Annotated in this window: 19 protein-coding genes; 7 read left to right on the top strand and 12 right to left on the bottom strand. The window is 68.2% G+C overall.

The window, feature by feature from the left end; translation table 11 throughout:
• The first annotated feature begins 145 nt into the window (after positions 1–145).
• The 5 genes from B5X82_RS21150 to B5X82_RS21130 all read left to right on the top strand — a co-directional run bounded on the left by B5X82_RS21150 (position 146) and on the right by B5X82_RS21130 (position 7,441).
• Complete coding sequence (locus tag B5X82_RS21150) at positions 146–1,297, top strand: helix-turn-helix transcriptional regulator (RefSeq protein ID WP_079650158.1); 1,152 nt, start codon at positions 146–148, stop codon at positions 1,295–1,297.
• Between the two features lie 292 nt (positions 1,298–1,589).
• Complete coding sequence (locus B5X82_RS21145; protein ID WP_079650157.1) at positions 1,590–2,723, top strand: LLM class flavin-dependent oxidoreductase; 1,134 nt, start codon at positions 1,590–1,592, stop codon at positions 2,721–2,723.
• Positions 2,724–2,898: 175 nt separating this feature from the next.
• Positions 2,899–5,178, top strand: coding sequence for a TonB-dependent receptor (locus B5X82_RS21140; protein WP_079650156.1), 2,280 nt, complete (start codon positions 2,899–2,901; stop codon positions 5,176–5,178).
• 116 nt (positions 5,179–5,294) lie between these two features.
• Positions 5,295–6,392, top strand: a complete 1,098-nt coding sequence (locus tag B5X82_RS21135; protein WP_079650155.1) for an NAD(P)H-dependent amine dehydrogenase family protein — start codon at positions 5,295–5,297, stop codon at positions 6,390–6,392.
• Positions 6,389–7,441, top strand: a complete 1,053-nt coding sequence (locus B5X82_RS21130) for an amidohydrolase family protein (protein WP_079650154.1) — start codon at positions 6,389–6,391, stop codon at positions 7,439–7,441. The genes B5X82_RS21135 and B5X82_RS21130 overlap by 4 nt, the downstream gene beginning before the upstream one ends.
• Here the strand turns inward: B5X82_RS21130 and B5X82_RS21125 are convergent.
• The 12 genes from B5X82_RS21125 to B5X82_RS21070 all read right to left on the bottom strand — a co-directional run bounded on the left by B5X82_RS21125 (position 7,398) and on the right by B5X82_RS21070 (position 21,529).
• Entirely contained in the window at positions 7,398–8,243 is an 846-nt protein-coding gene (locus B5X82_RS21125; protein WP_079650153.1) for an SDR family NAD(P)-dependent oxidoreductase, read from the bottom strand. The two genes, B5X82_RS21130 and B5X82_RS21125, sit on opposite strands and share 44 nt — an antisense overlap.
• Complete coding sequence (locus tag B5X82_RS21120) at positions 8,240–9,511, bottom strand: MFS transporter (RefSeq protein WP_079650152.1); 1,272 nt, start codon at positions 9,509–9,511, stop codon at positions 8,240–8,242. Before B5X82_RS21120 ends, B5X82_RS21125 begins: the two co-directional genes overlap by 4 nt.
• Positions 9,512–9,534: 23 nt before the next feature.
• A complete protein-coding gene (locus tag B5X82_RS21115) occupies positions 9,535–10,230 on the bottom strand; it encodes a dienelactone hydrolase family protein (protein WP_079650151.1) in 696 nt (231 codons plus the stop codon).
• A gap of 14 nt (positions 10,231–10,244) precedes the next feature.
• Entirely contained in the window at positions 10,245–10,814 is a 570-nt protein-coding gene (locus B5X82_RS21110; RefSeq protein ID WP_079650150.1) for a hypothetical protein, read from the bottom strand.
• Complete coding sequence (locus tag B5X82_RS21105; protein WP_079650149.1) at positions 10,811–11,569, bottom strand: SDR family NAD(P)-dependent oxidoreductase; 759 nt, start codon at positions 11,567–11,569, stop codon at positions 10,811–10,813. Before B5X82_RS21105 ends, B5X82_RS21110 begins: the two co-directional genes overlap by 4 nt.
• Positions 11,560–13,698, bottom strand: coding sequence for a hydantoinase/oxoprolinase family protein (locus B5X82_RS21100; protein WP_079650148.1), 2,139 nt, complete (start codon positions 13,696–13,698; stop codon positions 11,560–11,562). The genes B5X82_RS21105 and B5X82_RS21100 overlap by 10 nt, the downstream gene beginning before the upstream one ends.
• Complete coding sequence (locus tag B5X82_RS21095; protein WP_079650147.1) at positions 13,691–15,454, bottom strand: hydantoinase B/oxoprolinase family protein; 1,764 nt, start codon at positions 15,452–15,454, stop codon at positions 13,691–13,693. Before B5X82_RS21095 ends, B5X82_RS21100 begins: the two co-directional genes overlap by 8 nt.
• 1 nt (position 15,455) lies before the next feature.
• Complete coding sequence (locus tag B5X82_RS21090) at positions 15,456–15,938, bottom strand: hypothetical protein (RefSeq protein WP_079650146.1); 483 nt, start codon at positions 15,936–15,938, stop codon at positions 15,456–15,458.
• Between the two features lie 22 nt (positions 15,939–15,960).
• Positions 15,961–16,842 (bottom strand): TauD/TfdA dioxygenase family protein, encoded by an 882-nt coding sequence (locus B5X82_RS21085; protein WP_079650145.1) that lies wholly within the window; start codon positions 16,840–16,842, stop codon positions 15,961–15,963.
• Between the two features lie 44 nt (positions 16,843–16,886).
• Positions 16,887–18,620, bottom strand: coding sequence for an N-acyl-D-amino-acid deacylase family protein (locus tag B5X82_RS21080; RefSeq protein WP_079650144.1), 1,734 nt, complete (start codon positions 18,618–18,620; stop codon positions 16,887–16,889).
• A gap of 275 nt (positions 18,621–18,895) precedes the next feature.
• On the bottom strand, positions 18,896–20,392 hold the full coding sequence (locus B5X82_RS21075) for an aldehyde dehydrogenase family protein (protein WP_079650143.1): 1,497 nt from the start codon (positions 20,390–20,392) through the stop codon (positions 18,896–18,898).
• 18 nt (positions 20,393–20,410) lie between these two features.
• Complete coding sequence (locus tag B5X82_RS21070; RefSeq protein WP_079650142.1) at positions 20,411–21,529, bottom strand: Zn-dependent alcohol dehydrogenase; 1,119 nt, start codon at positions 21,527–21,529, stop codon at positions 20,411–20,413.
• 278 nt (positions 21,530–21,807) lie between these two features.
• On the opposite strand from B5X82_RS21070, the gene B5X82_RS21065 reads away from it, so the two are divergent.
• Both B5X82_RS21065 and B5X82_RS21060 read left to right on the top strand, forming a co-directional pair.
• On the top strand, positions 21,808–23,064 hold the full coding sequence (locus B5X82_RS21065; RefSeq protein WP_235862758.1) for an MFS transporter: 1,257 nt from the start codon (positions 21,808–21,810) through the stop codon (positions 23,062–23,064).
• A gap of 55 nt (positions 23,065–23,119) precedes the next feature.
• Entirely contained in the window at positions 23,120–25,402 is a 2,283-nt protein-coding gene (locus B5X82_RS21060; protein ID WP_176152647.1) for a TonB-dependent receptor, read from the top strand.
• Positions 25,403–25,463 lie beyond the last annotated feature (61 nt).

Below are 25,463 nucleotides of genomic sequence, written 5' to 3'. Positions count from 1 at the left end.
TAAGCGATCGCTTGGTTGTCAACATCGCCAGACGATATTCGGGATAATATCCCAAGTATCACCGCCACAGGCCGCGGCCGGTTGCCACCCGGACATTCGCTTGATAGCCTGACCGAATCAGCCGAGCCACCGGAAGGGGAGAGCCATGGCCACACGCGACGAGACGCCGCCCGCGAGGCTGCTCGAGGCGCTGTATGCCGGCGTGGCCGACGTCGCCGCATGGAACCGATTCCTGCTCGCCTTCGCCGACCATATGGGGGCGAGCCGCGCGGTGCTGCTGCTGACCCGCGTTGGCGAGGACCGCCCGCGCGAGATCCTGTCGCCGGGCAGCGACCGGCATCGCGCCGCGCTCTATGTCGACCGCCATTTCGCGACCGACCCCTTCGTCGGACTGCCGCAGACACGGGTGGTGTCGTTCGGCGAGTTCCTGAGCCGACGATCGGCGGGCGAGGTCCGCGCCATCCGCGCTTATCTGTCGGAAACGGTCGGCAATCAGATATTGGGCGTCGACATGACCCCCGCCCCCGGCCTGGTCGCGCGGGTCAGGGTCGCGCGGCTGCTCGGCCTGCCCGATTTCGGCAGGCGCGAGCGGGGGCGGATGGAGGCGATGGTGCCGCACCTGGCGATCGCGCTCAGGGGCCTGGCGCTGACGATGCGCCGGGACGCCGAATGCGCGATCCTGCGCGACGCGCTGGCGGCGAGCGGACAGGGCACGCTAGTGATCGACCGCGACCGCCGGATCATGGTCAGCGACGGCATCGCCGACGAGCTGATCGCGCGCCGGGCGGGGCTGAGCACGTCCAACACCCGGCTGCGCCTGGCGACCCCGGCGGCAGACCGGCAGCTCGGCGCCTATCTCGACGCGGCGCCCGGCCATGGCGACGAAGCCGGTTGCACCCTGCTGGTCGATCCGGCCGGCGACGACGTGCCGATCGCCGTCGCGGTGCGCCCGATCCGGCCGGCGATGCCGGTCTGGACGTCGGACCGCGAGCTGCTGCTGCTGCGGGTGCGCGATCCGGCGCGCCGGTCGCGCTTCGACGCGGCGACGCTGCGCGGCCCCCTGCCGCTCACCTTCGCCGAAGCGTCGGTCACCGCCGCGATGGCCAATGGCGAGACGCTGCGCGAGGCCGCCTCGCGGCTCGGCATCACCTACAACACGGCACGCGCGCATCTCCGCGCGATCTTCGCCAAGACCGGCACGACCCGGCAGGCCGAGCTGCTCGCCCTCGTCCAGACGCTGGTCCCCGCCGAGCGGCCGGCCGCCGTCGATCGCAAAGCCAGAGCATCCCGCCTTTGATTGGACGCACCCCCATCCGCTCATCCTGAGAGTCTGACCGGAACACCCCTTACCGCTCATCCTGAGGAGGACTGAGCCTGGCGAAGGCCCGTCTCGAAGGATATTTCCAGCCTCGAACGCCCCTTCGAGACAGCATTTCGACCAGGCTCAATGCTTCCTCAGGGCGAGCGGGGACTTTTGAGTCAGACTCTCAGGATGAACGGTTCAGGGGCGACCTCGTCCAACTGGACGAGGCGCGGCGGCCGCGGTGCGCCGACAAGGCCCGCGAACCCGGACAGGCAGGAAGCAGGCCATGAAATTCTCGATCATCTACGAAGCCCAGATGGTGGACACGTCGCGCGAGAACGAGGCGCGCGTCTTCCACGAGATCGTCGAGCAGGCATTGCTCGCCGAACGGCTCGGCTTCGACACGGTGTGGGCGGTCGAGCATACCGCGCTCACCCAATATGCGCATATGTCCGCACCCGAGACCTTCCTCGCTTATCTGGCGGGGCGGACGACGCGGCTCGGCATCGGCCATGGCGTCGTCTGCCTGCCGCCGGCGATGAACCACCCGGTCAAGGTCGCCGAACGGATCGCGACCCTCGACATATTGTCGAAGGGGCGCGTCCATTTCGGCATGGGCAAGGGCGGCACCCAGCAGGAGGCGGGGACCTTCGGCTATGAGCTGGCCGACCTGCCGCCGATGATCACCGAGTCGATGTACCTGATCCCCAGGATCATGACCGAGGAGGTCGTCTCGCACGACGGCACCTATGTGAAGATCCCCCCGCGCGAGATCCATCCCAAGCCGTGGCAGACGCCGCACCCGCCGATCTACATGGCCTGCACCAAGGACGACGCCCTGCTGACCGCCGGCGAGCGCGGCATCGGCGCGCTGGTCCTCGCCTTCAGCGGCCCGGCCGAGGTCGCGCGCAAGAGCGCCGTCTATCGCGAGGCCTATGCAGGGCGCGATCCGGCCAGGCAGGTCGGCTTCCGCCCGATCGAGCACCTCGCCGCCTTGTGCCCGACGATCGTGCTGGAGGATCGCGAGCGCGCCCGCCGGGTCGGGCTGCGCGGGCAGCGCTTCTTCGTCGAATCGCTCGCCCACTGGTACCAGGGCGGCCCGCGCCCGAGCGCCGAGGACCTGTCGGCCGACGAGAACGCCGCCGCGCTGGCCGAGCGCAAGGCCAATGTCGTCGCATACATCTCCGAGGAGCGGATCGAGTCGTCCCCGCGTGAGACGATCCACGACGTCGCCGACGACGCCTATGGCGATCCCCAGGACTGCCTGCGCCACGTCCGCCGCCTCGCCGAGGCCGGCGCCGACGAAATATTGTTCCTTTTCCAGATGGGCGGAATTGCCCACGCCGACATCATGGAAACGATCCGGCTGATCGGCGAGCATGTCATACCGGCCTATCGCGCCGGCCAGGGTTCGGCCTGAACGCGGAATCCTGCGCAATGCCGCCACCATAACCAAGCGGTCGCTCTATGTGCATGATATTCCGAAACGATAAGGCTTTTTTCAGTTGATATCAGCGAACGTCTTGACTCGTTTTGAATAACAAGCAATCACTTGGTGAACAAAATAGAGTGATGTTTGGGAGAGGGGTAGAGGAATGACACGCAAAACGGTGTTGACCATCCTGGCCGGCGTTTCACTGACGGCCTTGGCAAACGGCGCCTCGGCGCAGACCGTCCCCGACCAGGCGGACGAGCAGCGCCAGGGCCTCGAGGAGATCGTCGTGACCGCCCGCCGCCAGGCGGAAAATCTGCAGACCACGCCGGTGTCGGTGTCGGCGGTGTCCGAAAAGATGCTCGCGCGCGCCAACGTCACCCAGATCGACCGGATCACGACGATGGTCCCGAACGTCTCGATCCAGCAGCAGTCGGGCTTCCTGGGCGGCAACACCGCCTTCATCCGCGGCATCGGCACGCAGGAGCCGCTGCTGACGGTCGACTCGCCGGTCGGCATCTACATCGACGGCATCTATGTCGGCCGCAGCAACGCGGCGAACTTCGCGCTGGTCGACCTGCAGCGGGTCGAAGTGCTGCGCGGCCCGCAGGGCACGCTGTTTGGCCGCAACACCACCGGCGGCGCGATCAGCATGACCACCAAGGACCCGTCGGAGGAGATGGGCGGCGCGATCAAGCTGGGCGTCGCCAATTATCGCGAGCGGCAGGCGGCCGCCCGCTTCGACACCGGCAAGCTCGGCAATACCGGGATCGCGGCGACGCTGTCCTACCAGCATATGGAGCATGCCGGCTTCACCAAGAACCCCTTCTCGTCGAGCCGGGCGACGACGCCGGGCAGCCTCAACAGCGATGCGGTATGGGCGAAGGTGAAGGGCGAATGGGGCGATTTCAGCGCCACCTACATCTTCGACTGGAACGACCTGAGGGGCCTGCCGCTGGCGCAGCAGCCGCGCTTCATCTCGAACAACGTCCGCGGCTATTACACCAACGCCACCAATGGCGGCCTGTTCCTGAGCAACGTCAGCGAGTCCTACAAGAAGTCGCTCAACCTCGCCATCGCCGGGCAGCAGAAGGTCAAGATCTGGGGCCATGGCCTGACCCTCGAATATCATGTGTCGGACGCGTTGAACTTCAAGTCGATCACCGGCTTCCGTTCCTATCGCGCCAATCCGCTGGGCACCTATTACGGCCCGCCCGGCGTGTTCGGCCCGACCACGACCGGCATCAAGGAAGTCTATCCGTTCCTGAGCCTCAAGAAGGTCGAGGAGACCGACCAGGTTTCGCAGGAATTCCAGGTGCTCGGCGACACCGGCCAATTCAAATATGTCGCGGGCCTCTATTACTTCAAGGAGGACGGGTCGACGACCAACCCGTCCAATTCGACCTTCGTCATCTCGCCGACCCTGGCGTCGAACACCGCATCGGTGCTGCAATTCGGTTTCAAGGCGAAGTCCTATGCGGCCTTCGGCCAGGCGAGCTATCGCCCGGCCGCGCTCGACGACAAGCTCGAGCTGACCGCCGGTGTCCGCTACACCAAGGACAAGAAGGAGGTGAGCCAGACTCTGCCGAGCATCCGCAACGGCAAGAACACCTTCAACAACACCTCGTTCAACGCGATCGTTTCCTACCAGTTCACCGATCGCGTGATGACCTATGCCCGCTACGGCACCGGCTATCGCTCGGGCGGGTTCAACACCCGCGCCTCGGCGACGCAGAACTTCGTCTTCCTGCCCGAGAAGGCGAAGACGGTTGAAGCCGGCATCAAGACCGAGTTCTTCGACCGGCGGCTGCGCTGGAACGCCGCGGTGTTCCACACCGACTACAGCAACCTGCAGGTGACCCAGTTCGTCACCACCGCGGTCGGCAACAGCGGCGGCTTCACCTCCAACGCGAAGGCGACGTTCAAGGGCTTCGAGGGCGAATTGCAGGCGGTGCCGGTGAAGGGCCTGACCCTGTCGAGCAGCCTCGGCTACGTCGATCCCAAGTACAAGGTGTTCATCGCTCCCAATCCGGCGGTGCCCGGCACCTTCTTCAACGCCGCCGACCAGAGCGAATTCCCCTATGTGCCGAAATGGACGGCCAATGCGAGCATCCAGTATGAAGGCGACGACGTCGGCTTCGGCCGACCGCTGGCCCGGCTCGCCTATTCCTATATGAGCAACCGCTTCTTCCACGCGAACCAGTTCTCGGGGAACGTCTTCTACCGGAACATCCGGTCGGGCGCGAACAAGCGGCTCGACGGGCGGATCGGCCTGACCGACATCTCGCTCGGCGCGACCACGGTCGACCTGTCCTTCTATGTCGACAACATCACCAACCGCCACAACATCATCTCGGGCATCGACTTCGGTGCGCTGGGCTTCGCGATCAACAGCTATGCGCCGCCGCGGCGCTTCGGCCTCGATCTCAAGGTCAGCTTCTGAGAACGGGGGACGGGAGCCGGCCGGAGCCAACAGCCGGCCGGCTTCCAACCGATGGAAAGGGGGCGCCGTGATCCGGCGCCCTTTTTTCGGGAAGGACGAATAGGGAGAGGACAGTCATGGCGATCCGCGTCGGCCAATGGGCCACGGGCAATGTCGGAAAGAATGCGCTGCGCTCGATCATCAGCCATCCCGAGCTGGAACTGGTCGGGCTGGTGGTCAGCGACCCGGCCAAGGTCGGCAAGGACGCTGCCGAGATCTGCGGTCTCGACACGCCGACCGGCATCATCGCCACCGACGACGGCGACGCGCTGATCGCGCTGAAGCCCGACTGCGTCTCCTTCTGCTCGGCCGGCACGTCGGGCCGCGAAGGGGTTACGACCGGCAATCGCCAATCGGATGCCGCCGACCATATGTGCGACCTGCTGCGCGCCGGCATCAACGTCGTGTCGACGGCGATCATCCCGCTGGTCCACCCGGGCAGCGCCGACCAGGAGATCGTCCGCCGCCTCGAGGCCGCCTGCCGCGAGGGCGGCACGACCTGCTTCACCTCGGGCCTCGATCCGGGCTTCATGCACGACATCCTGCCGCTCGCCCTGTCGGGCGTGACCCGGCGGATCGACACGATCCGGGTCAGCGAGGTGATGAGCTACGGCGTCTGGGACAAGCCCGACGCGATCACCGGCAAATTCGGCTTCGGCAAGCCGATCGACGAGGTTCCGCCGATCGCCCGGCCCGGCGTGCTCGACATGATGTGGGGCTCGGTGGTGCGGCTGATCGCCGAGCAGCTCGGCCTCAAGCTCGACCGCACCGAGGAATATTACGAGCTCTATCCCGCGCCCGAGACCTTTACCATCCCGGCGGGCACGATCGTGAAGGGCAGCTCCGCCGGCATCCGCTTCGAGGTGCGCGGCATCGTCGCCGGCAAGGCAGCCGTCGTCGTCGAGCACGTCACCCGGCTGCGCGTCGAGGACGCCCCGCACTGGCCGAAAGGGCCGATCGGCATCGGCGGCGGCTATCGCGTCCAGATCAGCGGCGATCCCGATTGGGTGCTGGAGGTCGGCAATCCCGGCTATGCCGATCCGACCGTGCCCGGCACGCTCGCCACCGCGCTGCGCATCGTCAACGCCATCCCCGTCGTGGTCGCGGCGCCGCCCGGCGTGGTGACGCCGTTCGACCTGCCGATGATCACCGGCAAGGGGCTGGTCGCGGCATGACCGAAGGCCTGGCCGGGGACGACGTCGCGATCGAGCCCGACCTGCCGATCGTCGATCCGCACCATCATCTGTGGGACGGCATCGCCGCGCTGGGGCCGCGCGGCGGCCGCCGCTACCACACGCCCGACCTGCTCGCCGACCTCGGCGCGGGACACCGGATCGTCCAAACCGTGGCGATCGAATGCGGCGCGCATTATTTCGCCGACGGGCCGGAAAGCCTGCGCCCGGTCGGCGAGACATTGTTCTTCCTCGGCTCGGCCAAGGGCGCGTCACCGGGGCTTTGCGCGGGCATCGTCGGCCACGCCGACCTGCAACTGGGCGACGCGGTGGCGCCGGTCCTGGAGGCGCATGTCGACGCCGGCGAGGGCCGCTTCCGCGGCATCCGCCAGTCGGCCAATCGGGACGACGATCCGCTGTTCGACAATTGGCCGCGCCGGCCGCCGCCGGGCCTGCTCGCCGACCCCGGCTTCCGCGCCGGATTCGCGCGGCTCGCACCGCTCGGCCTGTCGTTCGACGCCTGGATCTTCCATCCGCAGATCGGCGAGCTCGCCGACCTCGCCGCCGCCTTTCCCGACACGGCGATCATCCTCGACCATGTCGGCGGGCTGCTCGGCATCGGCAATCACGGCACCCGCCCGGCCGAGACCTTCGCGCTGTGGCGCGACGGCATGGCGCGGCTGGCGGCGCGACCCAATGCGCTGGTCAAGATCGGCGGGCTCGGCATGCCGTTCGCCGGATCGCCGCTCCACATGCGCGAGCCGCCGGCGACGGTCGACGAGCTGGTCGCCGCCTGGCGCCCGGTGGTGGAGACCTGTGTCGAGCTGTTCGGCGCCGACCGCTGCATGTTCGAGAGCAACTTCCCGGTCGATTCCGCGACCTGCAGCTATGTCCGCCTGTGGAACGCCTTCAAGCGGATCAGCGCCGGCTGGTCGGCCGACGAGCGCGCCGCCCTGTTCGCGGGAACCGCGCGCCGGGCCTATCGACTGCCGGAGGCCAGCGAGGCGATCAGTCCCCCAGCAGCCGCTCGCGCAGCGCCGGATCGGTCATGAACACAGGCAGTCCGTCCGCGTCGTTGTAAGGCGGCCGGGCGAGCATGCCGCCGTCGACGGCGATCACCTGCCCCGACACATAGGCGGCAAGGTCCGACAGCAGGAAAAGCGCCACCCCGGCGATATCTTCAGGCAGGCCGCGGCGGCCGAGCGGCACCACCGCCTTCGCGGCGCGGTCCTTCTCGTCGGCCCCGCCGTCGAAGCGCTGGCGGCCGAGCTTGGCGGTGGCGATGCTGCCCGGCGCGATCGCGTTGACCCGCACGCCGGCGCCGCCCCATTCGGCCGCCATCGTCCGGGTGAGGTTGATCAGCGCGGCCTTGGCGGCGGCATAACCCGCGCCGAACGGCATGCCGGCAAGACCGGCGGCCGAGGCGATGTTGACGATGCTGCCGCCCTGCCCGTGCCCAACCATCGCGCGCGCGACCGTCCGCGACGCGGCAAGCGTCGGCACCGTGTTGAACCGCATCAGCCGATCGAAGATGTCCATCGCCCCGGTGGCCAGCAGCGGCGCGATCAGATCCTGGCTGGTGATACCGCCGACGACGTTGACCAGCCCACGCACCGGCCCCGCGTCGGCCAAAGCATCGGCAAGCGCCGCCTCGTCGGTAAGGTCGGCCTGGACGACGCGATGCTGCGGTCCGTACTGCGCCAGCGCCTCGGTGGCGCTGGCGCAGCCGAGGTCGGTCTTGTCGACTGCGAGCACCGTCGCCCCCGCTCTGGCCAGCAGCAGGCAGGCCGAGGTCCCGATCCCGCCGCCGCCCGCGCCGGCGACGACATGGATCTGTCCACCCAGGTCGATCATGCCGCCGCCACCGGTTCGGGCGCCGATTCGGGATCGGCACTGGCGGGCTTGCGGTTCGCGCGGAAGGCGAACAGCGCGCCGAGCATGATGAAAGCCCCGAACAGGATGAAGGCGGCGTGGATGCCGATCGCCATCCGCAGCGGGTGCATGATGAAGGGATTGGCGAACTCGCCCAGATAATGCGCGGGGGCGATGAAGCCGACTGCGCGGCCGCGCTGCTCCGCCGTCACCCGCTCCAGAATCTGCTGCGACAGATAGGGGGTGGCGATGCCCGCCCCTGCACCCATCATCGCGCAGGACAGGCCCATCGCCCAGACCGGATGAAGGCTGCCCATCAGGACGATTCCGCCGCCGAGCAGCAGCAGTGCCACCACGAAGGTCATCGGCCCCGACAGCCGGCTGCGGAGCCGGCCATAGTTCCACGAGCTGATCGTGAACATGATCGTCGCCATCGAGATCAGGGTCGACTGGAGCGTCGGCTTGGTGATGCCGTTGGCGGTCATCATGAACGACCCCTGCACCACCGACATGAAGGCGGCGGCGTAGATCGGGATCATGATCAGCAGGATCGGCCAGATCCGCCCGAACGCCCCGGCCCCCGCCGCGCGGGCCTGGACCGACACCGGCTGGGCCGGCCAGCGGCCAAGCAGCGCCAGCGGCACGAACAGCAGCACCAGCGCGTAGAGGCCGTAGGACACCCGCCATTCGACATGCTCGGCGATATAGCCCGAGATCATGATCGACCCCATCGAGACGACCGCCGCTACCGAGGCCTGGTAGCCGAGCACGCGGGCGAGCGTCCGCCCCTGGAACAGCAGCCCGGCCAGGGTGAGCAGAGCGGTATAGCCGCCCGCCGCGCCGAAGCCGACGAGCAGCCGGCTGAACAGGAAGGGCACGATGTCGTGGACGACGGCGCCGGCCATGCCTGCGAGCCCCATCAGCACCGCGCTGCCGATGATCACCGCGCGGATTCCGATCCGCTCGATCAGCCAGCCGGCGACCGGGCCGCCGATGATCACGCCGATGCACGGAACCGTCACCATCATCTGCGCCGCGAAGGCGCCCGCGTCACCGCCGCCGAAATGCTTCGCCACCGCCGGGATGATCGGCACAACCGGCGTCCCCATCATCGCGGTGAACACCGGCGGCACCAGCACGAGCAGCAGCGCGAGAAACGCCCTCGCCCGCGCCGTCGGGGTCGGCGCCTCGGCGATGAAGCCGCGCAGCCGCCGACCCTCCGGCTGGTTTGCGTCCACTGCGATCGCCATTCGTCCTCTCCTCGATGCGCGACCTAGCCGCGCAGGTGCCGTTGCAGGAATTCCTCGGTGCGCCGCTGCGCCAGGGCGCTGGCATCGGCATGGAAATGCACGCCTTCCGATCGCGCGAAGGCGTGGTGCGCGCCGGCGTAGATGTGGGTGGTCAGCGCCGGCGTCCGGCGCGCCTGTCCGGCCAGCGCCGCCTGCGCCTCCTCCGGCACGAAGCGGTCGAGCGCGGCGACATGCAGCAGGGTCGGCGCGAAACCGTCGTCGATCGCGTCGAGCACATGTTCGATGCCGATCCCGTAATAGGCGACCGCCGCGTCGGCCCCGGCCCGCGCGGCGGACAGGAAGGCGAGCTTGCCGCCCAGGCAATAGCCGATCACCCCGACCTTGCCCGAGCAGCCGGGCAGGGCGCGCAGCCAGTCGACCGCCGAGGCGATGTCGCGCACCGCCTTGTCCTCGTCGAAGCCCTCGTGCAGCGCCATCGCCTTGTCCCAGCCGGCGGGCGTGTCGGGATCGAACACCGCGTTGCGCTCCTGCCGCCACAGCATGTCGGGCGCGATCGCCAGATAGCCCTGCCGCGCCAGCCGGTCGCAGATGCCGCGGATGTCCTCGTTGACGCCGCGTATCTCCTGGATGACGACGATGCCGGGCGCAGGCGCGCCCTCCGCCGGGGTGGCGACATAGGCGTCGAAACGATCCCCGTCGAAGCTGTCGATCCGTGCCACCTGCCCCTCCCCGTTCAGACCGACGTCTGTTCGCCGTCGATCAGGATGCTGTTGCCGGTCGCGGCGAAATCCGCGCCCGCGCTCGCGGTCGCGATGCCGGCGATCGCGCGCGCGACGTCGGCATCGGCGGCTTCGAGCTGGGCGGCGGAGAGCATCGCGCAATTGACGCGGAGGCCGCGCGGTCGCCAGGCCTTGGCGACCGCTTTGGCCAGCGTCCTGATCCCCTCGGCCGCCATCGTCTGCGCGGCCGTCCCCGCCACACCGAGCATGCCGATATTGGGCAGCGCGATCAGCAGCGCCCCGCCCGGCTCGCGCATCCGGGGGGACAGCGTCGCCAGCAGGTGGCGGACCTCGTCCATCGGCCGTTCGGCCAGGTTGATCCAGGCGTCCTCCGCCAGCGTCGCGAAGTCGTCGGTTCGGATGTCGGTGATCGGCAGGGCGACGACCAGGTCGACCGCCGCCGTGCCCGGAAGGTCCCGGCCGGCCTGCTCGACCGCGAACCCTACCTTCGCGATCGCCGCGGCGACCGCGTCCGCCAGCGGTCCCTCGCCCGCCACGATCGCCCGTCGTTCGTCTCCGCTCATAGCATATAGGCCCCGCCCGTGAGGATCAGCGTCTGGCCGCTGACGAACCGGCTCTGCGGTCCGAGCAGGAAGGCGACGCCCGCTCCGATGTCGCTTTCGCAATCGCCGATCCGGCCCAGCGCGGCGCGGTTCGAGATAACCGGCACCATGTGCGGATGCAGCTCGAAGAATTTGTCCATCGCCGGGGTCAGCGCGACCGGGGCGATGCCGTTGACGCGGATGCCGAGCGGCCCCCATTCGCGCGCCAGGCTCTTGATGAAGCCGCGCTGCGCCCCCTTCATCGCCGAATAGGGCCCGATCGAGGGATTGCCCTCGATCCCGGCGTTGGACGTCAGCACCACCAGCGTCCCCCCGCTGGCGCGCAACGCCGGGAAGGCCGCCTGCGCGCAATGGAGGGTGCCGCGGAAGCTGACCCGCATCTGGTCGTCCCAATTGTCCTCGGGCACGTCCTCGATCGCGACCGGCACGCTGGAGAAGCCGCTGACTGCATTGTGGACCAACCCGTCGAGCTTGCCGAAGGCGGCAACCGTACCGGCGATCGCCGCCTCGACGCTGGCACGGTCGCCGACATCGCAGGTCAGCGCCGTCGCCCGGCCCCCGCGCGCCGCGATCTCGTCGGCGACGGCCTGCGCCGCTTCGATCCGCCGCGCGGTGACGGCGACGGCCGCGCCCTCGGCGGCGGCGGCGAGGGCGATCCCCCGGCCGACGCCCTGCGCCGCGCCGGTGACGAGCACCGAAAGTCCGTTCAGAGACATGTGACCAGATTTTCCCGGATCGAAGCCCGCTCATCGAGGCCGTTGCGCTCGATGACCAGGTTCAGGTGGCGGTCGACCTCGACGACATAGCCGGGCGGGCAGATCGTCGTGGATTCCGGTTCCTCGACGATCGCGGGGCCGGCGAAGGCGTCGCCGGGCGCCAGCCGGGCGCGATCGTAGACCGGCGTGTCGACAAAGCCGCCGGCCGCCGTGAAATAGGCGGGCCGCCGCCGCTTCACCGCCTGTGCCGCATCGCCCGGGCGCGGCGCGTGGACCGCCTGCTCGGGCTTGCGGACATGGGCGACGACGCGGACCTTGCAATGGACCAGCGTGCAGCGGTCCGTCGGCCGCAACCCGGCGGTCGCGGCATAGAGTTCGCGGAAGCTCGCTTCGGCCGCCGCGATGACGGCGGCATCGACCGGGCCGTCGGGGATCGGGATGGTCAGGTCGAGCACCTGGCTCTCGAAGCGGATCGACACCGCGCGCTCGACGACGATCCCCTCCTCGAACCCATCGCGGCGGAGCTGCTCGCGCCCCTCCGCTTCGAGCTGGGCGAACTGCGCGTCGAGCGTAGCGAAATTGCCGGTCGAGACGTCCGCCGCCATCGCGATCTGGTCATAGGCCATGTCGGCGACGAGCAGCCCGAAGGCGGAGCGGACTCCCGGTGACGGCGGGATGATCACGGTCGGGATGCCGAAATGCTCGGCGACGCCGACGACGTGGAGCGGCCCCGCCCCGCCCGAGGCGGTCAGCACATATTCGCGCGGGTCGATGCCGCGCTGAAGCGTGACGATGCGGATCGCCGAGGCCATGTTGGTGTTGGCCAGCATGTGGATGCCCCGCGCCACCCCGGTCGCGTCGATGCCGAGCTTCGCCGCCAGCCGATCCGCCGCCGCGCGGCTGCGATCGGGATGGATCTTCATCGTCCCGCCGAGGAAATAGTCCGGATCGAGATAGCCGAGCAGCAGGTTGGCGTCGGTCACCGTCATCTCGGTCCCGCCGAAGCCGTAGCAGGCGGGCCCTGGTTCGGAGCTGGCGCTTTCCGGCCCGAGCTGGAGGAAGCCGCCGCGATCGACCCAGGCGATCGATCCGCCGCCGGCGCCGACCTCGGCCAGGTCGATCACCGGCACCTTGATCGGCTCGCCCGCGTCGCGCCCGCCCGCGCTCGCCTTGCCGCCGACGCGGAAGTCGTTGGTGATGCGCGGCTGGCCGTTCTGGACGACGCCGGCCTTGGCGGTGGTTCCACCCATGTCGAACGAGATCAGGTTGTCGAAGCCGCAGGCGCGGCCGAGCTCGGCGGTCGCCATGATGCCGGCGGCGGGACCGCTCTCGATCATGTAGGCGGCCTTGCGGGCGGCGGCGGCGGCGGTCATCACCCCGCCGCTCGACTGCATGATCTGCAGCGGCCGGGCATAGCCCAGGTCACGCAACGCCCGTTCCAGCTCGTTGACATAGCCCGAGAAGGTCGGACCGATATAGGCCGAAAGCACCGCCGTCGAGGCGCGCTCATATTCCTGATATTCGGGCCAGATGTCGGACGAGATGCAGACATAGGCGCCGGGCATGTGGCGGCGCGCGATCTCGGCCACGCGCTGCTCATGATCGGGATTGGCATAGCCGTGCATCAGGCAGATCGCGACCGCCTCGGGCCCCTTGGCGGCGAGCGCCGCGATCCGCGCTTCCGCGTCGGCGACGTCGAGCGGCGTGATCACTTGGCCCAGATGATCCATCCGCTCGCATATCTCGGCGACCATGCCGCGCGCGACCAGCGGCTCGGGCCGGCGGTAGCTCAGGTCGTAGCGGTTCGATCCGATCGGCTTCTGCTTGCTGATCCGGAACATGTCGCCAAAGCCGAGCGTGGTGACGAAGCCGACCTTCGCGCCCTTGCGTTCGAGCACAAGATTGGTCGGCAGCGTCGTCGCATGGACGACGCGATCGATCTGGGCGCCGGTCGCCCCGACCAACGCCAGCGCCTCGCGCACCGCGTTCATCACGCCCCTGACCGGCTCGGCCGGGGTGGTCAGCGTCTTGACGTTGCGGACCTCGCCGGTCTGGCTGCAGACGATGACGAGATCGGTGAAGGTACCGCCGACGTCGACGCCGACGAAATAGGTGGGACGATCAGCCACGGCGCAGCACCTCGGTCGCCGCGTCGTCGATGCCGGTGCGATCCGGGTTGAGCACGACCCTGTAGACCTCCCTTGCCGCCTCGACCGAGACGATCCCTTCCTCGACGTCGGCGAGCACCAGCGCCGGATCGCGCTCCCGCGGGTCGCCCAGCCCGCCGCCGCCCGGACACATGATGGTCAGCACGTCGCCGGCCTTCAGCCGATGATTGGTGATCTTGCCGGGCAAGGCATATTCGCCCGCCTCGCCCCGGTTGACGATCCAGGCCGCGCCGCTGCCGGCCAGCCCGCCCCCGATGCCGGGCGGGGGGCGGTCGAAGCGGTCGGTCGCCCGCGCGGTGATCACCACGTCGGTCTGGAACTCGATCTCCTTGACCAGCCCCGCGCCGCCGCGCCAGCGGCCCGGGCCGCCCGTGTCGGGCGCCAGCCGGTAGCAGCGGTAGCGGACCGGATGGCCCCACTCATAGCCTTCGAGATTCCGCTCATAGCCGGCCTGGCCATGGAACAGCAGCGGCAGGCCGTCGCCGCCGTCCTCGCCATGGCGCGCCCCGCACGACCCGAAGCAGACGTCGAGCATGCTCCACAGCCCGCTGCCGTCCGGGGTCGCGCCTTGGATGTTGAGGGTGTGGACGGTGGCGCCAGGCGCCATCGAGCGGGTCTCGTCGATCACCGACAGCGCCTGCAGCACCGCGTCGATCACCGCCTGCCCGGTCGCCAGCCGGATGTTGCACGCCGACGGATAGGAACAGTTCACCACCGTGCCCGGCGGCAGCAGCACCTCGATCGGGCGATAGAAGCCCTCGTTCATCGGGATGGTCGGGTCGAGATGGCAGCGCAGCGCATAGTTGATGCACGACAGCGTCTGCGACGCGGTCGAGTTGATCGCGCCGGTCGCCTGTTTCGCGCTGCCGGTGAAGTCGAGCCGGCATTCCGATCCGTCGATCTCGATCCGGACATGGACGGGGTAGTCGCGGTCGGGGACGATGCCGTCATTCTCGACCGTGAAGCTGCCGGTGTAGACGCCGTCGGGCATGTCGGCGAAGCCCTGGCGGACGAGCCGCTCCGAATAGTCGAGCAGCTCGTCGATCATATCGCCGAGCGGTTCGTAGCCGAACTTCGCGACCATCTCCGCCAGCCGCAGCGCCGCGACGTTGCCGCCCGCCGCCAGCGCGTTGATGTCGCTCATCAGCTTGGCAGGGGTGCGGCTGTTCGAGCAGATCAGCCGCGTCACCGCCTCGTCGAGCTGACCCGCGCGGTAGAGCTTGGTCGGCGGGATGGTCAGCCCCTCGTGGAAGCATTCGCTGGCATTGGCCGGCAGCCCGCCCGACGACAGCCCGCCCAGGTCCGACACGATCATCATCAGCCCGCAGTAGAAAGCGGGCCTGCCCTCGTGGAACACCGGGCGGAAGGCGCCGACATCGGTCGGGTGGACGCCGCCGGCGAAGGGATCGTTGACGATCAGCACGTCGCCCTCGACCAGCGTCTCGGGCGGGTGATCGCGCAGCACGGCCTGCAGCATGGCCCGCAGCGCGGCCGAGTGCATGATCCCCACCTCGGTCTGCGCGATCAGCCGGGCGTCGGCGTCGTAGAGGGTGCAGGCGATCTCGGCCGAGGCCGCGACGAAGGTCGATCCCGCGCTGCGCGCGGCGCGGATGCCGGCCTCCTGCGCGACCAGCATCAGGCTGTTCTTGACGACCTCGCACAGGATCGGGTCGAGCCCCCGGCTCGTTTCGACGGCACCGCCGGTCGGCTGGCTCACCTCAGTTGTTCCTCGTGTCCTTCAGCCAGCTCGGCATGTCGATCGGCGGGTTGGGAAGCGGGACGATGCCCTTGTCGGCGAGCAGCTTCTCATACTCCTCGCGATTGGCGGGAAAGGAGCGCGGGTCGCCCATCATCACCTCGAACAGCTTGACCCCGTTGGGGCCCGCGATGAACGGGCCGAAGGTGTCGCCCTTGTCGAGCGCGATATGGGTGCCGGCCGGGCAATGGATATCGCCGCACATCATGTCGCCGTCGAGGACGAAGACCACGTGGTTGCTGTTGTGCCCGTGCGGGCGGACCACCATGCCCGCATCCCATTCGGCGTAGAGCGACAGATATTTGTCGGAGAACTCCATCCACTTCTCGCGGACCGAGGCGGTGCGGTCGCCATGCTGCTGGCGGCGGACCTCCTGCCACTTGAAGTCGTCGAGATGGGTGAAGCGAGCCTTCTTGTTGAGATTGGGGTCGATCGTCTCGTCCATGCATCCTCTCCGATGATCTTTTTCAGTGGGCGTGCGCGGTTTCGCGATCGGCCCCTCGTTTCCCATTGGCGCGTTCCGCGTCGGGAATGCCCTGGATGCGGGTGCCGGCGATCGTCACCCGCTGCATCATCCGGCGCTCGCGATAGTCGGCGACGGCATAATGCTGCACGGCCCGGTTGTCCCAGAAGGCGACGTCGCCGGTGTTCCAGCGCAGCCGCACCTGGAATTCCGGGCTGCGGACATGATCGTAGAGCAGGCGCAGCAGCGCGTCGCTTTCGGCCCGGCTCATCCCGTCGATCGCCACCGTCCAGTTGGCATTGACGTTGAGCAGGCGGCGGCCGGTCTCGGGATGGACCGCGACGACCGGGTGGAGCACCGGCGGCCACTGGTCGACCTTGTCGCGCAGCGAGGCGCCCATGACATGCTTGGTCCGCTCGGCCATCTGTTCGAGCGAGTGGATCGCGTTGAGCCCGTCCAGCATCGCGCGCAGGTTCGGCGACAGCGCGTCATAGGCGGCGTACATGTTGGCGAAGCAGGTGTCGCCGCCGATCGACGGCAGCAGGTGCGCCTGGAGGATCGATCCCATCGGCGGCGCCGGCATATAGGTGTTGTCCGCGTGCCAGCTATCGGCGCCCTCGCCCTTCGGGTTCTTCTGATCGAGGACGATCACCTCGGGCGCGGGCGACGATGCCGTGCGGAACAGCGGCAGATCGATGTCGCCGAAATAGCGCCCGAAGCGGACATGCTCCTCGACCGACAGCTTGCGCTGCCCGCGGAAGAACAAGACCAGATGCTCGAGCAGTGCGGCGCGAATCTCCGCCACCACGCCCTTGTCGAGCGGCTGGGACAGGTCGACGCCGTGCACGTCCGCCCCGATATTCGCCGTCACCTTGCGGATGTCCATCCGTCCAACCCTCTCCTGTTTGTCCTGCGTCCTGGCCCGCCGCGTCAGGCCGGCGACACCACCTCGCCGGGCAGGTTGGTGGTCAGCGCGCCGTCGAGGACGATCGGCCGGCCGTTGACGATCGTCGCCTTGACGCCCTTGCCCCACGCCTTGAACCGCCCGACGCCGCCCGGCAGGTCGCGCGCGAATTCCTTGCGCCACGGGCCGATCGTCTCGGGATCGAAGATCATGATGTCGGCCGGGCCGGTCACCTTCAGCGTGCCGCGATCGACCAGGCCGAGCAGCGAGGCCGGGATCTGGGTGATCTGGCGGATGCCCTCCTCCAGCGTCCAGGCGCCGCGATCGAGCACCCAGGAGCGCAGGAAGTAGGAGCTCCAATCGGCCGCGTCGTCCTTGGCGAGATGGGCGCCGCCGTCGGACACGCCGACGATCATGCGCGGGTCCTGCTGCGCGACGCGCACCGCCTCGGCCCATTCGGGGGTCTCGGTGCGCCAGCGGAACTCGGTCGCCATGTCCTCGTCGAGCAGTAGGTCGAGCACTACGTCGCCGGGCGCCTTGCCGGTTTCCGCGGCGATCTCGGCGACGCTCTTGCCCTGCAGCCCGGCATTGCGATCGTTCGCGACATGGTCGACGAACAGCGCGGTCCACAGCGGCGGCGGCAGGATCGTGCCCTTCTTGGGATCACGGTTGTAGTTCTCGACCGCCTGGCGCATCTCGTCGCGTGCGGCGGGATCGCGCAACAGCGCGTCGCGCTCCGCCTTCGGCAGCCGCATCATCGCATGCCACGACGCGACCGCCGCATAATGCGGGCATTCGGGGCTGAACACCACCGGCCGGTCGAACGGGCGGGAGATCAGCAGCGAATAGACCGGCGCACCGGCCGCCGTCGCCCGGTCGAGGAATTCGACCGACGCCTCCCAGGTCGCGGTCGGGGCATCGACCTTGTTGCGCCCGCCCAGCCCCTGGATGATGATCGGCACGCCCGATCGCTTGCCGAGCTCGATCAGATACTCCTTGTCCTCCTCGTTGAGGCCGCCGATCGAGCTGGCCGGCAGGAAGGTGATCGACCCCTTGCCGAAGCGGCCCAGTTCCTCGGCCAGCGCCAGGAATTCGGAGCGCTCGGCGAGGCGCGACGGCACCGGGTCGCCGTTGATGTCCATGTGCACCGCCGCCGCCGAGGAGGAGAGGCCGGCGGCGCCGGCCTCCAGCGCCTCGGCCAGCATCGCCCGCATCTGCCGGACCTCGTCCTCGGTCGCCGCGCGGCGATGCGAATCGTCGCCCATCACCCAGCGGCGCAGGTTCGAATGGCCGACATAGCAGGCGAAGTTGATGCCGAGCCTGCCTTTGCGGGTCTGGAGGAATTCGTCGAACGTCTCGAACTCGTCCCAGCGGACGGCGCCGAGCGCGATCGGGTTCATCTCCTCCACCCGGGCGAAGATGCCCTTCAGATATTCGCGGTCCTCGGCCTTGCAGGGCGCGACCGAGAAGCCGCAATTGCCCGCCAGCACCGTCGTCACGCCGTGGAAGCAGGATACGGTGGCATAAGGGTCGAAGGTGATCTGCGGATCATAATGGGTGTGCGGATCGACGATGCCGGGGGCGACGATGCAGCCTGCGGCGTCGATCTCCTCGTCGGCGGTCGCTTCCCCCAGATGCGCGAACTTGGCGATCCTGCCGTCGCGGATGCCGACGTCGAGCCGGCGGCGCGGCAGGCCGGTGCCGTCGACGACGATGCCGTTGCGGATCAGAAGATCGAAATGTTCGGCAACGCCCGTCATCCACTTCTCCTATCGATGGGGCGAACCCTGCGCCGCTGCCGCGGTCTGGCTGAATCGCCCTGCTGACTCGCAATCTATCCACCAACCGATCGCTTGTCTATATCGACGAGAAGAAGGGATGCGTGCCGGAGCGGACGGCGGCACACCTTCTTTTAATTTATAGAAATCAGTATCTTATTTTAAAATTTTCTTCCTGGATTTCGAACCGGCAGCAAATGCGAGAATCGCGAATGACCGGAAAATGACACTAAGCACTTGATAGGTTTGGAACAGGATTAGGCTAGATCGATCCAGACCGACTTGGTCTGCTGATAGCCGCGCAGGCTCTCCATTCCGCTGTCGCGGCCATAGCCGCTGTCCTTGTAGCCGCCGAACGGCACCGCCCAGTGCAGGCGGCGATAGGTGTTGACCCACACCGCCCCCGCCTCGATCGCCGCCGCCATGCGGTGGGCGCGCTTGAGATCGTTGGTCCACAGCCCGCAGGCGAGGCCATAGTTCGAATCATTGGCGATCGCGACCGCCTCCTCGGCATCGTCGAACGGCAGCACGCAGGCGACCGGGCCGAAAATCTCCTCGCGCACGGTGCGTGCCCGGTTGTCGAGCCCGGCGAACAGCGTCGGCTGGACGAAATAGCCGCCGGCATGGGGCGATCCGGCGCCGAACACCGCCTCGCCAGCCAGACCACCGCACACCGCCTCGCCGCCTTCCTGCCGGCCGAGGTCGAGATAGGATTTCACCTTCTCGAATTGCCGGTCGAGCGCGATCGGGCCCATCTGGCTGGCGGCGTCCATCGGATCACCCAACCGGATGCCGGTGATGATCTTCACCATCCGCTCGATCATCTCGTCATAGATCGGGCGCTGCACCAGGATGCGCGACCCGGCAATGCACGACTGGCCGGCGGCGCCGTTGAAGATGCCCATCGTGGTGACGCCGATGGCTGCCGCATCGAGATCGGCGTCGGCGAAGACGATGTTGGCCGACTTGCCGCCCAGCTCGAAGCTCAACGGCTTGATCGCCTCGGCCGAGCGGCGGGTGATCGCCCGCGCGGTCAGGGTCGATCCGGTGAAGCTGATCTTGCCGACGTCGGGATGGCCGGCGATCGCGTCCCCCGCCTCCGCTCCGAGGCCGGCGACCACGTTGACCACGCCGGGCGGGAAGCCCGCCTGTTCGAACAGCTCCGCAAGGACGAGGATCGAGCAGGACGCGGTCTCGGCCGGCTTGACGACGACGGTGTTCCCCGCCGCCAGCGCCGCGCCGACCTTCGCCGCGAACACCGAGCCCGGCGAGTTCCACGGCACGATGATGCCGACCACGCCGATCGGCTCGCGCTGGACATAGTTCACGCTCGCGGGGCTGACCTGGATCGTCTCGCCGTGGATCTTGTCGGCGGCACCCGCCCAGTAATGGAACATCTGCGCGATCGCGGGGATGTCTCCGGCCCGGGTGTCGTTGATGATCTTGCCGTTGTCGCGGGTCTCGATGACCGCCAGCTCCTCCAGCCGGGGGGCGACCAGATCGGCCACCTTACGCAGCAGCGCCGCGCGCTGCGCCGCCGCCATCTGCCGCCACGGCCCGCGGAAGGCGCGCTTCGCGGCGGCGACGGCAGCGTCCACATCGTCGGCGCGGCCGTCGGGAATCTGCGCCCAGACCTGCCCGGTCGCGGGATCGATGCTGTCGATCCAGCCACCGTTCGCGGCCGGCCGCGACTGGCCGTCGATCAGATTCTGGAAGCGCCGCACGCGCGTGTCGGCGCGGTCATAGTCCGCCATGTCGTTTCCCCATTCCTATCAGAGCAAGGCGCGGTCGATCGCGACCACGGTCTTCGCGGTCTGCGCCCGGTCGGCCTCGGCGATCGCCTCGCCGATGTCGTTGAAATCGAAGGTCTTCCCTACCAGTTCGTCGAGCTTTAGCATGCCGCGCTCGTAGAGGCCGACGATGCGCGGGATCTCCCGCCCCGGTATGTTGCCGCCGCCGAGGCAGCCCATCAGCTTGCGCTCGCCGAACAGCAACCCGGCATTGACCGAGACGTCCGACGCCCAGGGCACGCCGCCGATCATCACCGTCGTCCCGCCGCGCCCGGTGAAGCCCACCGCCTGGCGGATCAGCGCATGATTGCCGACCACCTCGAAGGCGAAATCCACGCCACGCGGTTCGAGCGCCTTGACCGCCGCGTCGACCTCGGCCGGGTCGCCGCCGCTCTGGATCAGGTCGGTCGCGCCCATGTTCGAAGCGATGTCGAGCTTCGCCCGATTGGTGTCGATCGCGATGATGCGCGACGCGCCCGCGATCCGCGATCCCTGGATCACGTTGAGGCCGACGCCGCCACAGCCGATCACCGCGACGCTGGCCCCCGGCGTCACCCTGGCGACGTTGAATACCGCGCCGAGCCCGGTCGTCACCGAACAGGCGCAGAAGCAAAGCCGGTCGAGCGGCAGATGCGGCGCGACCTTGACCAGCATCGCCTCCCGCATCACCGCATATTCGGCGAGCGAGCCGACGCCGACCATTGGAAAGACCATGCGCCCATCCTGCGAGAAGCGGGTCGAATCGTCGGCCATGCGCCCGACCGCGCTCTTGAACTCGGGGCCGTCGCAGAATTGGAGCTTGCCGCTGTTGCACTGATCGCAATGGCCGCACGGCCCGAACATCGCCATCACGACATGGTCGCCCCGCTTGAGGTCGCGGACACCGGGCCCGACCGCCTCGACCACGCCCGCGCCCTCATGGCCCAGGATGACCGGGCGGTCCTTGCCGACATTGCTGCGATTGTGGACGACGTGGAGGTCCGACCCGCAGATGCCCGAGGCGGCGATCCGGACCAGCACCTCGCCGAAGCGGGGCTCCTCGACCGCGACCTCCTCCAGCCGCGGGGTATGACTGTCATGGTGCAACAGGGCTGCGCGCATCCGGCTCTCCTTTCTCGCCTCTCCGGGCAAGCGGCACGAAACTAGCAGCCACGGAAAAACCAGACAATCGCTTGTTTGGTAAAAATCACCATGAGCATCATTCATTTCGCAATGGAACAACGTCTATTTCCGGCGGGCGAGCCTGCCCCTACCCTGGAATTCAACTCAACCAACCGGTCGGTTGACAGGCAAACCGTTCACATTTATCGTCACATGATCACATATAGGAACGATGCTGGCCGCAACGATCGGTAGGCACGGATCGGGAGAGGCAGGCTGTGGACAGCCAGAGTGCCAGCTTGGGCGATTATGTCGCGCTGGGCGCGAGCCCCGTCGCACGCTTCCGGCGGATGCTGGCGATCTTCGTGATGATCTCGGGCGGTTGCTTCACCGGCCTGATGACGACCGCGCTGTCGCCCAGCATGGTCGCGATCAAATCCCATTTCGGCCACGACGCCTCGGCCGCGCTGGTCGCGCAGCTCGTCGTGACCACCGCCAGCCTGGGGGTGGTGGTCGGCGGCCCGATCGCCGGCTGGCTGATCGAGCGGGCCGGCATCAGGCAGGTGCTGCTCGCCGCGCTGCCACTCTACGGACTGTTCGGATCGGCCGGGCTGGTGCTCGAAAGCGCCCCCGCGCTGTTCGCCGCACGCTTCGGCCTGGGCTTCTGCGCGGCGACGATCTTCACCGCCAGCGTCACCCTGCTCGGCGATAGCCTGGTGGGCGGCGGGCGGGCCCGCGCGCTCGGCTTCAAGACGACGGTGGCGGCTGGCTTCGCGGTGCTGTCGGTGATGATGTCGGCCCGGATCGCCGAGGCTGCGGGCTGGCGCATGCCGTTCGCCCTCTACGGCGCGGTCGCGCTGGTGATGCTGTGCATCGTCCTGTTCGCGGTCGAATCGCCGCCGCGCGAGAAGGGACGCGCCGCGGCCGGCGGCACCGGGACGATGGCCGTCCTGATCCTCTGGCCGGTCTATGCGGTGGTGCTGGCGATCTCGACGATCACCATCCTCAACCAGACGCAGGTGCCGCTGCTGCTGGCGTCGGACCATGACGTGCCGCCGACCACCATCGCCTGGGTGATCACCGCCGGCACGCTGGCCTACACCATCGGATCGCTGTTCTACGGCAGCCTGCAGGTGCGGATCGGCGCGCGGCGGATGTTCGCGCTCAACCTGGCGCTGATCGGATCGGGCGTCACCATCCTCGGCCTGTCGCACATGCTGATGCTGTCGGCTTTCGGCTGCATCCTGCTCGGCACCGGCGGCGGGCTGATGCAGCCCTATATGCTCAACATCCTGCTCGACCGGGCCGCACCCGAGACGCGCGGGCGCGCGATCGGGCTGCTGTCGCCCGCGATCAATCTGGGCCAGTTCCTGAGCCCGCTGCTGTTCTTCCTGCTGTTCACCAACCTGGGCGGCCACGGCGCCTTCCTGGCGATCGGCATCACCCTGTTCCTGTCGGCGACGATCGGCCTGCGCACCGGCGTGCCGGCGGTCCGCGCCCGCACCGGTGGCGGAGGCACCCAGCCGACGAGCTGACCCGCCACGTCCACCAGCCTGCCTGGATTCCACAATGACGACAGAGGAGGGGACAATGGTTCAGTTGAGGGCACGAACGATGATGCTGGCGGGCTGCGCGGCGGCCTGTCTGGTCACCGAACCCGCCTTCGCACAGGACGGCGGCGACGGCATCCGGCTCGAGGAGATCACCGTCACCGCGCGGCGGCGCGAGGAGATATTGCAGTCGACCCCGGTGTCGGTATCGGCGCTGTCCTCCGCCCAGATCGAGCAGCAGCGCGTGCTGACGGTCGACCGGCTGAGCCAGCTCACCCCCAATATCGCGCTCGCCCCGGCGGGCGGATCGATCGCGGGCACGGTCGCCTATATCCGCGGCATCGGCAATGCCGACCCGATCCTGGCGATCGACCAGGCTGTCGGCATCTATCTCGACGGTGTCTATATCGCGCGGTCCAACGCCGGCAATTTCGACCTGGTCGACCTGCAGCGGGTCGAGGTGCTGCGCGGTCCGCAGGGCACGCTGTTCGGCCGCAACACCACCGGCGGCGCGATCAACCTCGTCACCAAGGCGCCTTCGGCCGATTTCGGAGCCACCGCCAAGCTCGAATATGCCGAGGGCAACCAGTTCGTCGCGCTCGCCCGGATCAACACCGGCGAGATCGGCGGCACCGGCATCGCCGCGACGGTCAGCTACCAGCGGCGCCAGCGCGACGGCTTCGTCGACAATCCCTATGCCCCTGACGACAAGGACCCCGGCGCTCTCGCCAGCGATGCGGTGTGGACCCGCGTCCATGGCCGCTGGGGCGACTTCTCCGCCGATTATGCGTTCGACTACAACGCCCAGCAGGGCCGCCCCGCCGCCTATCAGTTCGTCGCGGCGACCCCGACCGTCCGCACCTATTACGGCCGTTCGACCGCGCTGGGCGGCGATCCCTTCTTCATCCAGCAGGGCCGGTCGGACACGGTGCCGCTGGCGGTGCGCAAGCCGCAGCGCACCCGCAGCTACGGCCATGCCCTGACCCTCGAATATGAGGTCGGCCCCGCACTGACCCTCAAGTCGATCAGCGCCTATCGCAAGATCTTCTCCTATGTCCCGACCATCTATGTCGCCGCCAACCTGCTCGGCGTCGTCTCGGCGGCGGGCGCGGTCGCGCATGTCCAACCGTCGGAGAGCGACCGCTATATCCGGCAGCACCAATATTCGCAGGAGTTCCAGTTGCTCGGATCGGCCGGGCGCTTCGACTATGTCGCCGGCTTCTATTATTTCGACGAGCACGGCCGCGACGAGAATACCAGCTTCTCCACCCGTATCGCCAATGTGCCCAATGTCGGCCTGGTCGGCACCAACGCGACCAGCCTGACCGACTACAAGATCCACGGCACTTCCTATGCCGGCTTCGGTCAGACGAGCTACACGCCGCCGATCCTCGACGACCGGGTCGAGCTGACCGTCGGCCTGCGTTACACGATCGACAAGAAGCGCGCGCGGCAACTCTCGACGATCGCGCGCAGCGGCGAGCGCACTTTCCACAACACCGCCTACAACGTCACGCTGAACTTCCAGGCGACCGATGCGCTGATGCTCTACGGCCGGGTCGGCACCGGCTATCGTTCGGGCGGCTTCAACACCCGCGCCGCGGCGGCGGGCAGCTTCCTGTTCGAGCCGGAAAAGGCGATGGCCTATGAAGCGGGCATCAAGTCCGAATGGTTCGACCGGCGGCTGCGCTGGAACGGTGCGGTGTTCTATACCGACTACAAGGACCTTCAGGTCAATCAGTTCACCGGCATAACGCCGGGCGGCGGATCGGGCTTCACCTCCAACGCCCAGGCGCATTTCCAGGGGTTCGAGGGCGAGGTGCAGGCGATCCCGCTGCGCGGCCTGACCATCGACGGCAGCATCGGCTACACCAAGGCGGTCTATGACGAGATCTATTTCCCGAACCCGGCGAACAACGTCATCACCAACTATGCCGACCAGGCGCACGTCCCCTATGTGCCGAAATGGACGACGCATGTCGGCGCGCAATATGAGTTCCCGCCGCTGTCGATGGGGACGCTGTCGGTAAGGGCCGACTATTCGTGGAGCAGCACGCGCTATTTCCACACGATCAACCTGCCGAACGTGAACCCGTTCAACAATGAGGTGCGCGATCCCGGCCAGAAGCTGCTGAGCGCGCGCATCACCCTGGCCGACGTCGACGTCGGGCCGCGCGCGAAGCTCGAGCTGTCGGTGTGGGGCGAGAACCTGCTCGACAAGGACATCGTCACCGGCGGCGTCGACTTCGGTGCCTCGGGCTTCGGCGTGCAGGTGTTCGGCCAGCCCCGCCGGATCGGCGGCACCGCCCGCATCGTCTATTGAACCGAAGGCGCCGGCATCCTTCCGGACGCCGGCGCCTTCCAAGATTCGTGTGGCCAACCGG

It is taken from the genome of Rhizorhabdus histidinilytica (assembly GCF_900167915.1).
Taxonomy (GTDB): Bacteria; Pseudomonadota; Alphaproteobacteria; order Sphingomonadales; family Sphingomonadaceae; genus Rhizorhabdus; species Rhizorhabdus histidinilytica.
The sequence above is the reverse complement of the archived record's forward strand: the minus strand, read 5'-3'. Positions and strand labels throughout refer to the sequence as shown.

Excerpts from the sequence above, each read along its gene's own strand:
- B5X82_RS21150 (WP_079650158.1), top strand. The coding sequence starts at position 146 with ATGGCCACACGCGACGAGACGCCGCCCGCGAGGCTGCTCGAGGCGCTG.
- B5X82_RS21145 (WP_079650157.1), top strand. The coding sequence starts at position 1,590 with ATGAAATTCTCGATCATCTACGAAGCCCAGATGGTGGACACGTCGCGC.
- B5X82_RS21140 (WP_079650156.1), top strand. The coding sequence starts at position 2,899 with ATGACACGCAAAACGGTGTTGACCATCCTGGCCGGCGTTTCACTGACG.
- B5X82_RS21135 (WP_079650155.1), top strand. The coding sequence starts at position 5,295 with ATGGCGATCCGCGTCGGCCAATGGGCCACGGGCAATGTCGGAAAGAAT.
- B5X82_RS21130 (WP_079650154.1), top strand. The coding sequence starts at position 6,389 with ATGACCGAAGGCCTGGCCGGGGACGACGTCGCGATCGAGCCCGACCTG.
- B5X82_RS21125 (WP_079650153.1), bottom strand. The coding sequence starts at position 8,243 with ATGATCGACCTGGGTGGACAGATCCATGTCGTCGCCGGCGCGGGCGGC.
- B5X82_RS21120 (WP_079650152.1), bottom strand. The coding sequence starts at position 9,511 with ATGGCGATCGCAGTGGACGCAAACCAGCCGGAGGGTCGGCGGCTGCGC.
- B5X82_RS21110 (WP_079650150.1), bottom strand. The coding sequence starts at position 10,814 with ATGAGCGGAGACGAACGACGGGCGATCGTGGCGGGCGAGGGACCGCTG.
- B5X82_RS21105 (WP_079650149.1), bottom strand. The coding sequence starts at position 11,569 with ATGTCTCTGAACGGACTTTCGGTGCTCGTCACCGGCGCGGCGCAGGGC.
- B5X82_RS21090 (WP_079650146.1), bottom strand. The coding sequence starts at position 15,938 with ATGGACGAGACGATCGACCCCAATCTCAACAAGAAGGCTCGCTTCACC.
- B5X82_RS21085 (WP_079650145.1), bottom strand. The coding sequence starts at position 16,842 with ATGGACATCCGCAAGGTGACGGCGAATATCGGGGCGGACGTGCACGGC.
- B5X82_RS21080 (WP_079650144.1), bottom strand. The coding sequence starts at position 18,620 with ATGACGGGCGTTGCCGAACATTTCGATCTTCTGATCCGCAACGGCATC.
- B5X82_RS21075 (WP_079650143.1), bottom strand. The coding sequence starts at position 20,392 with ATGGCGGACTATGACCGCGCCGACACGCGCGTGCGGCGCTTCCAGAAT.
- B5X82_RS21070 (WP_079650142.1), bottom strand. The coding sequence starts at position 21,529 with ATGCGCGCAGCCCTGTTGCACCATGACAGTCATACCCCGCGGCTGGAG.
- B5X82_RS21060 (WP_176152647.1), top strand. The coding sequence starts at position 23,120 with ATGGTTCAGTTGAGGGCACGAACGATGATGCTGGCGGGCTGCGCGGCG.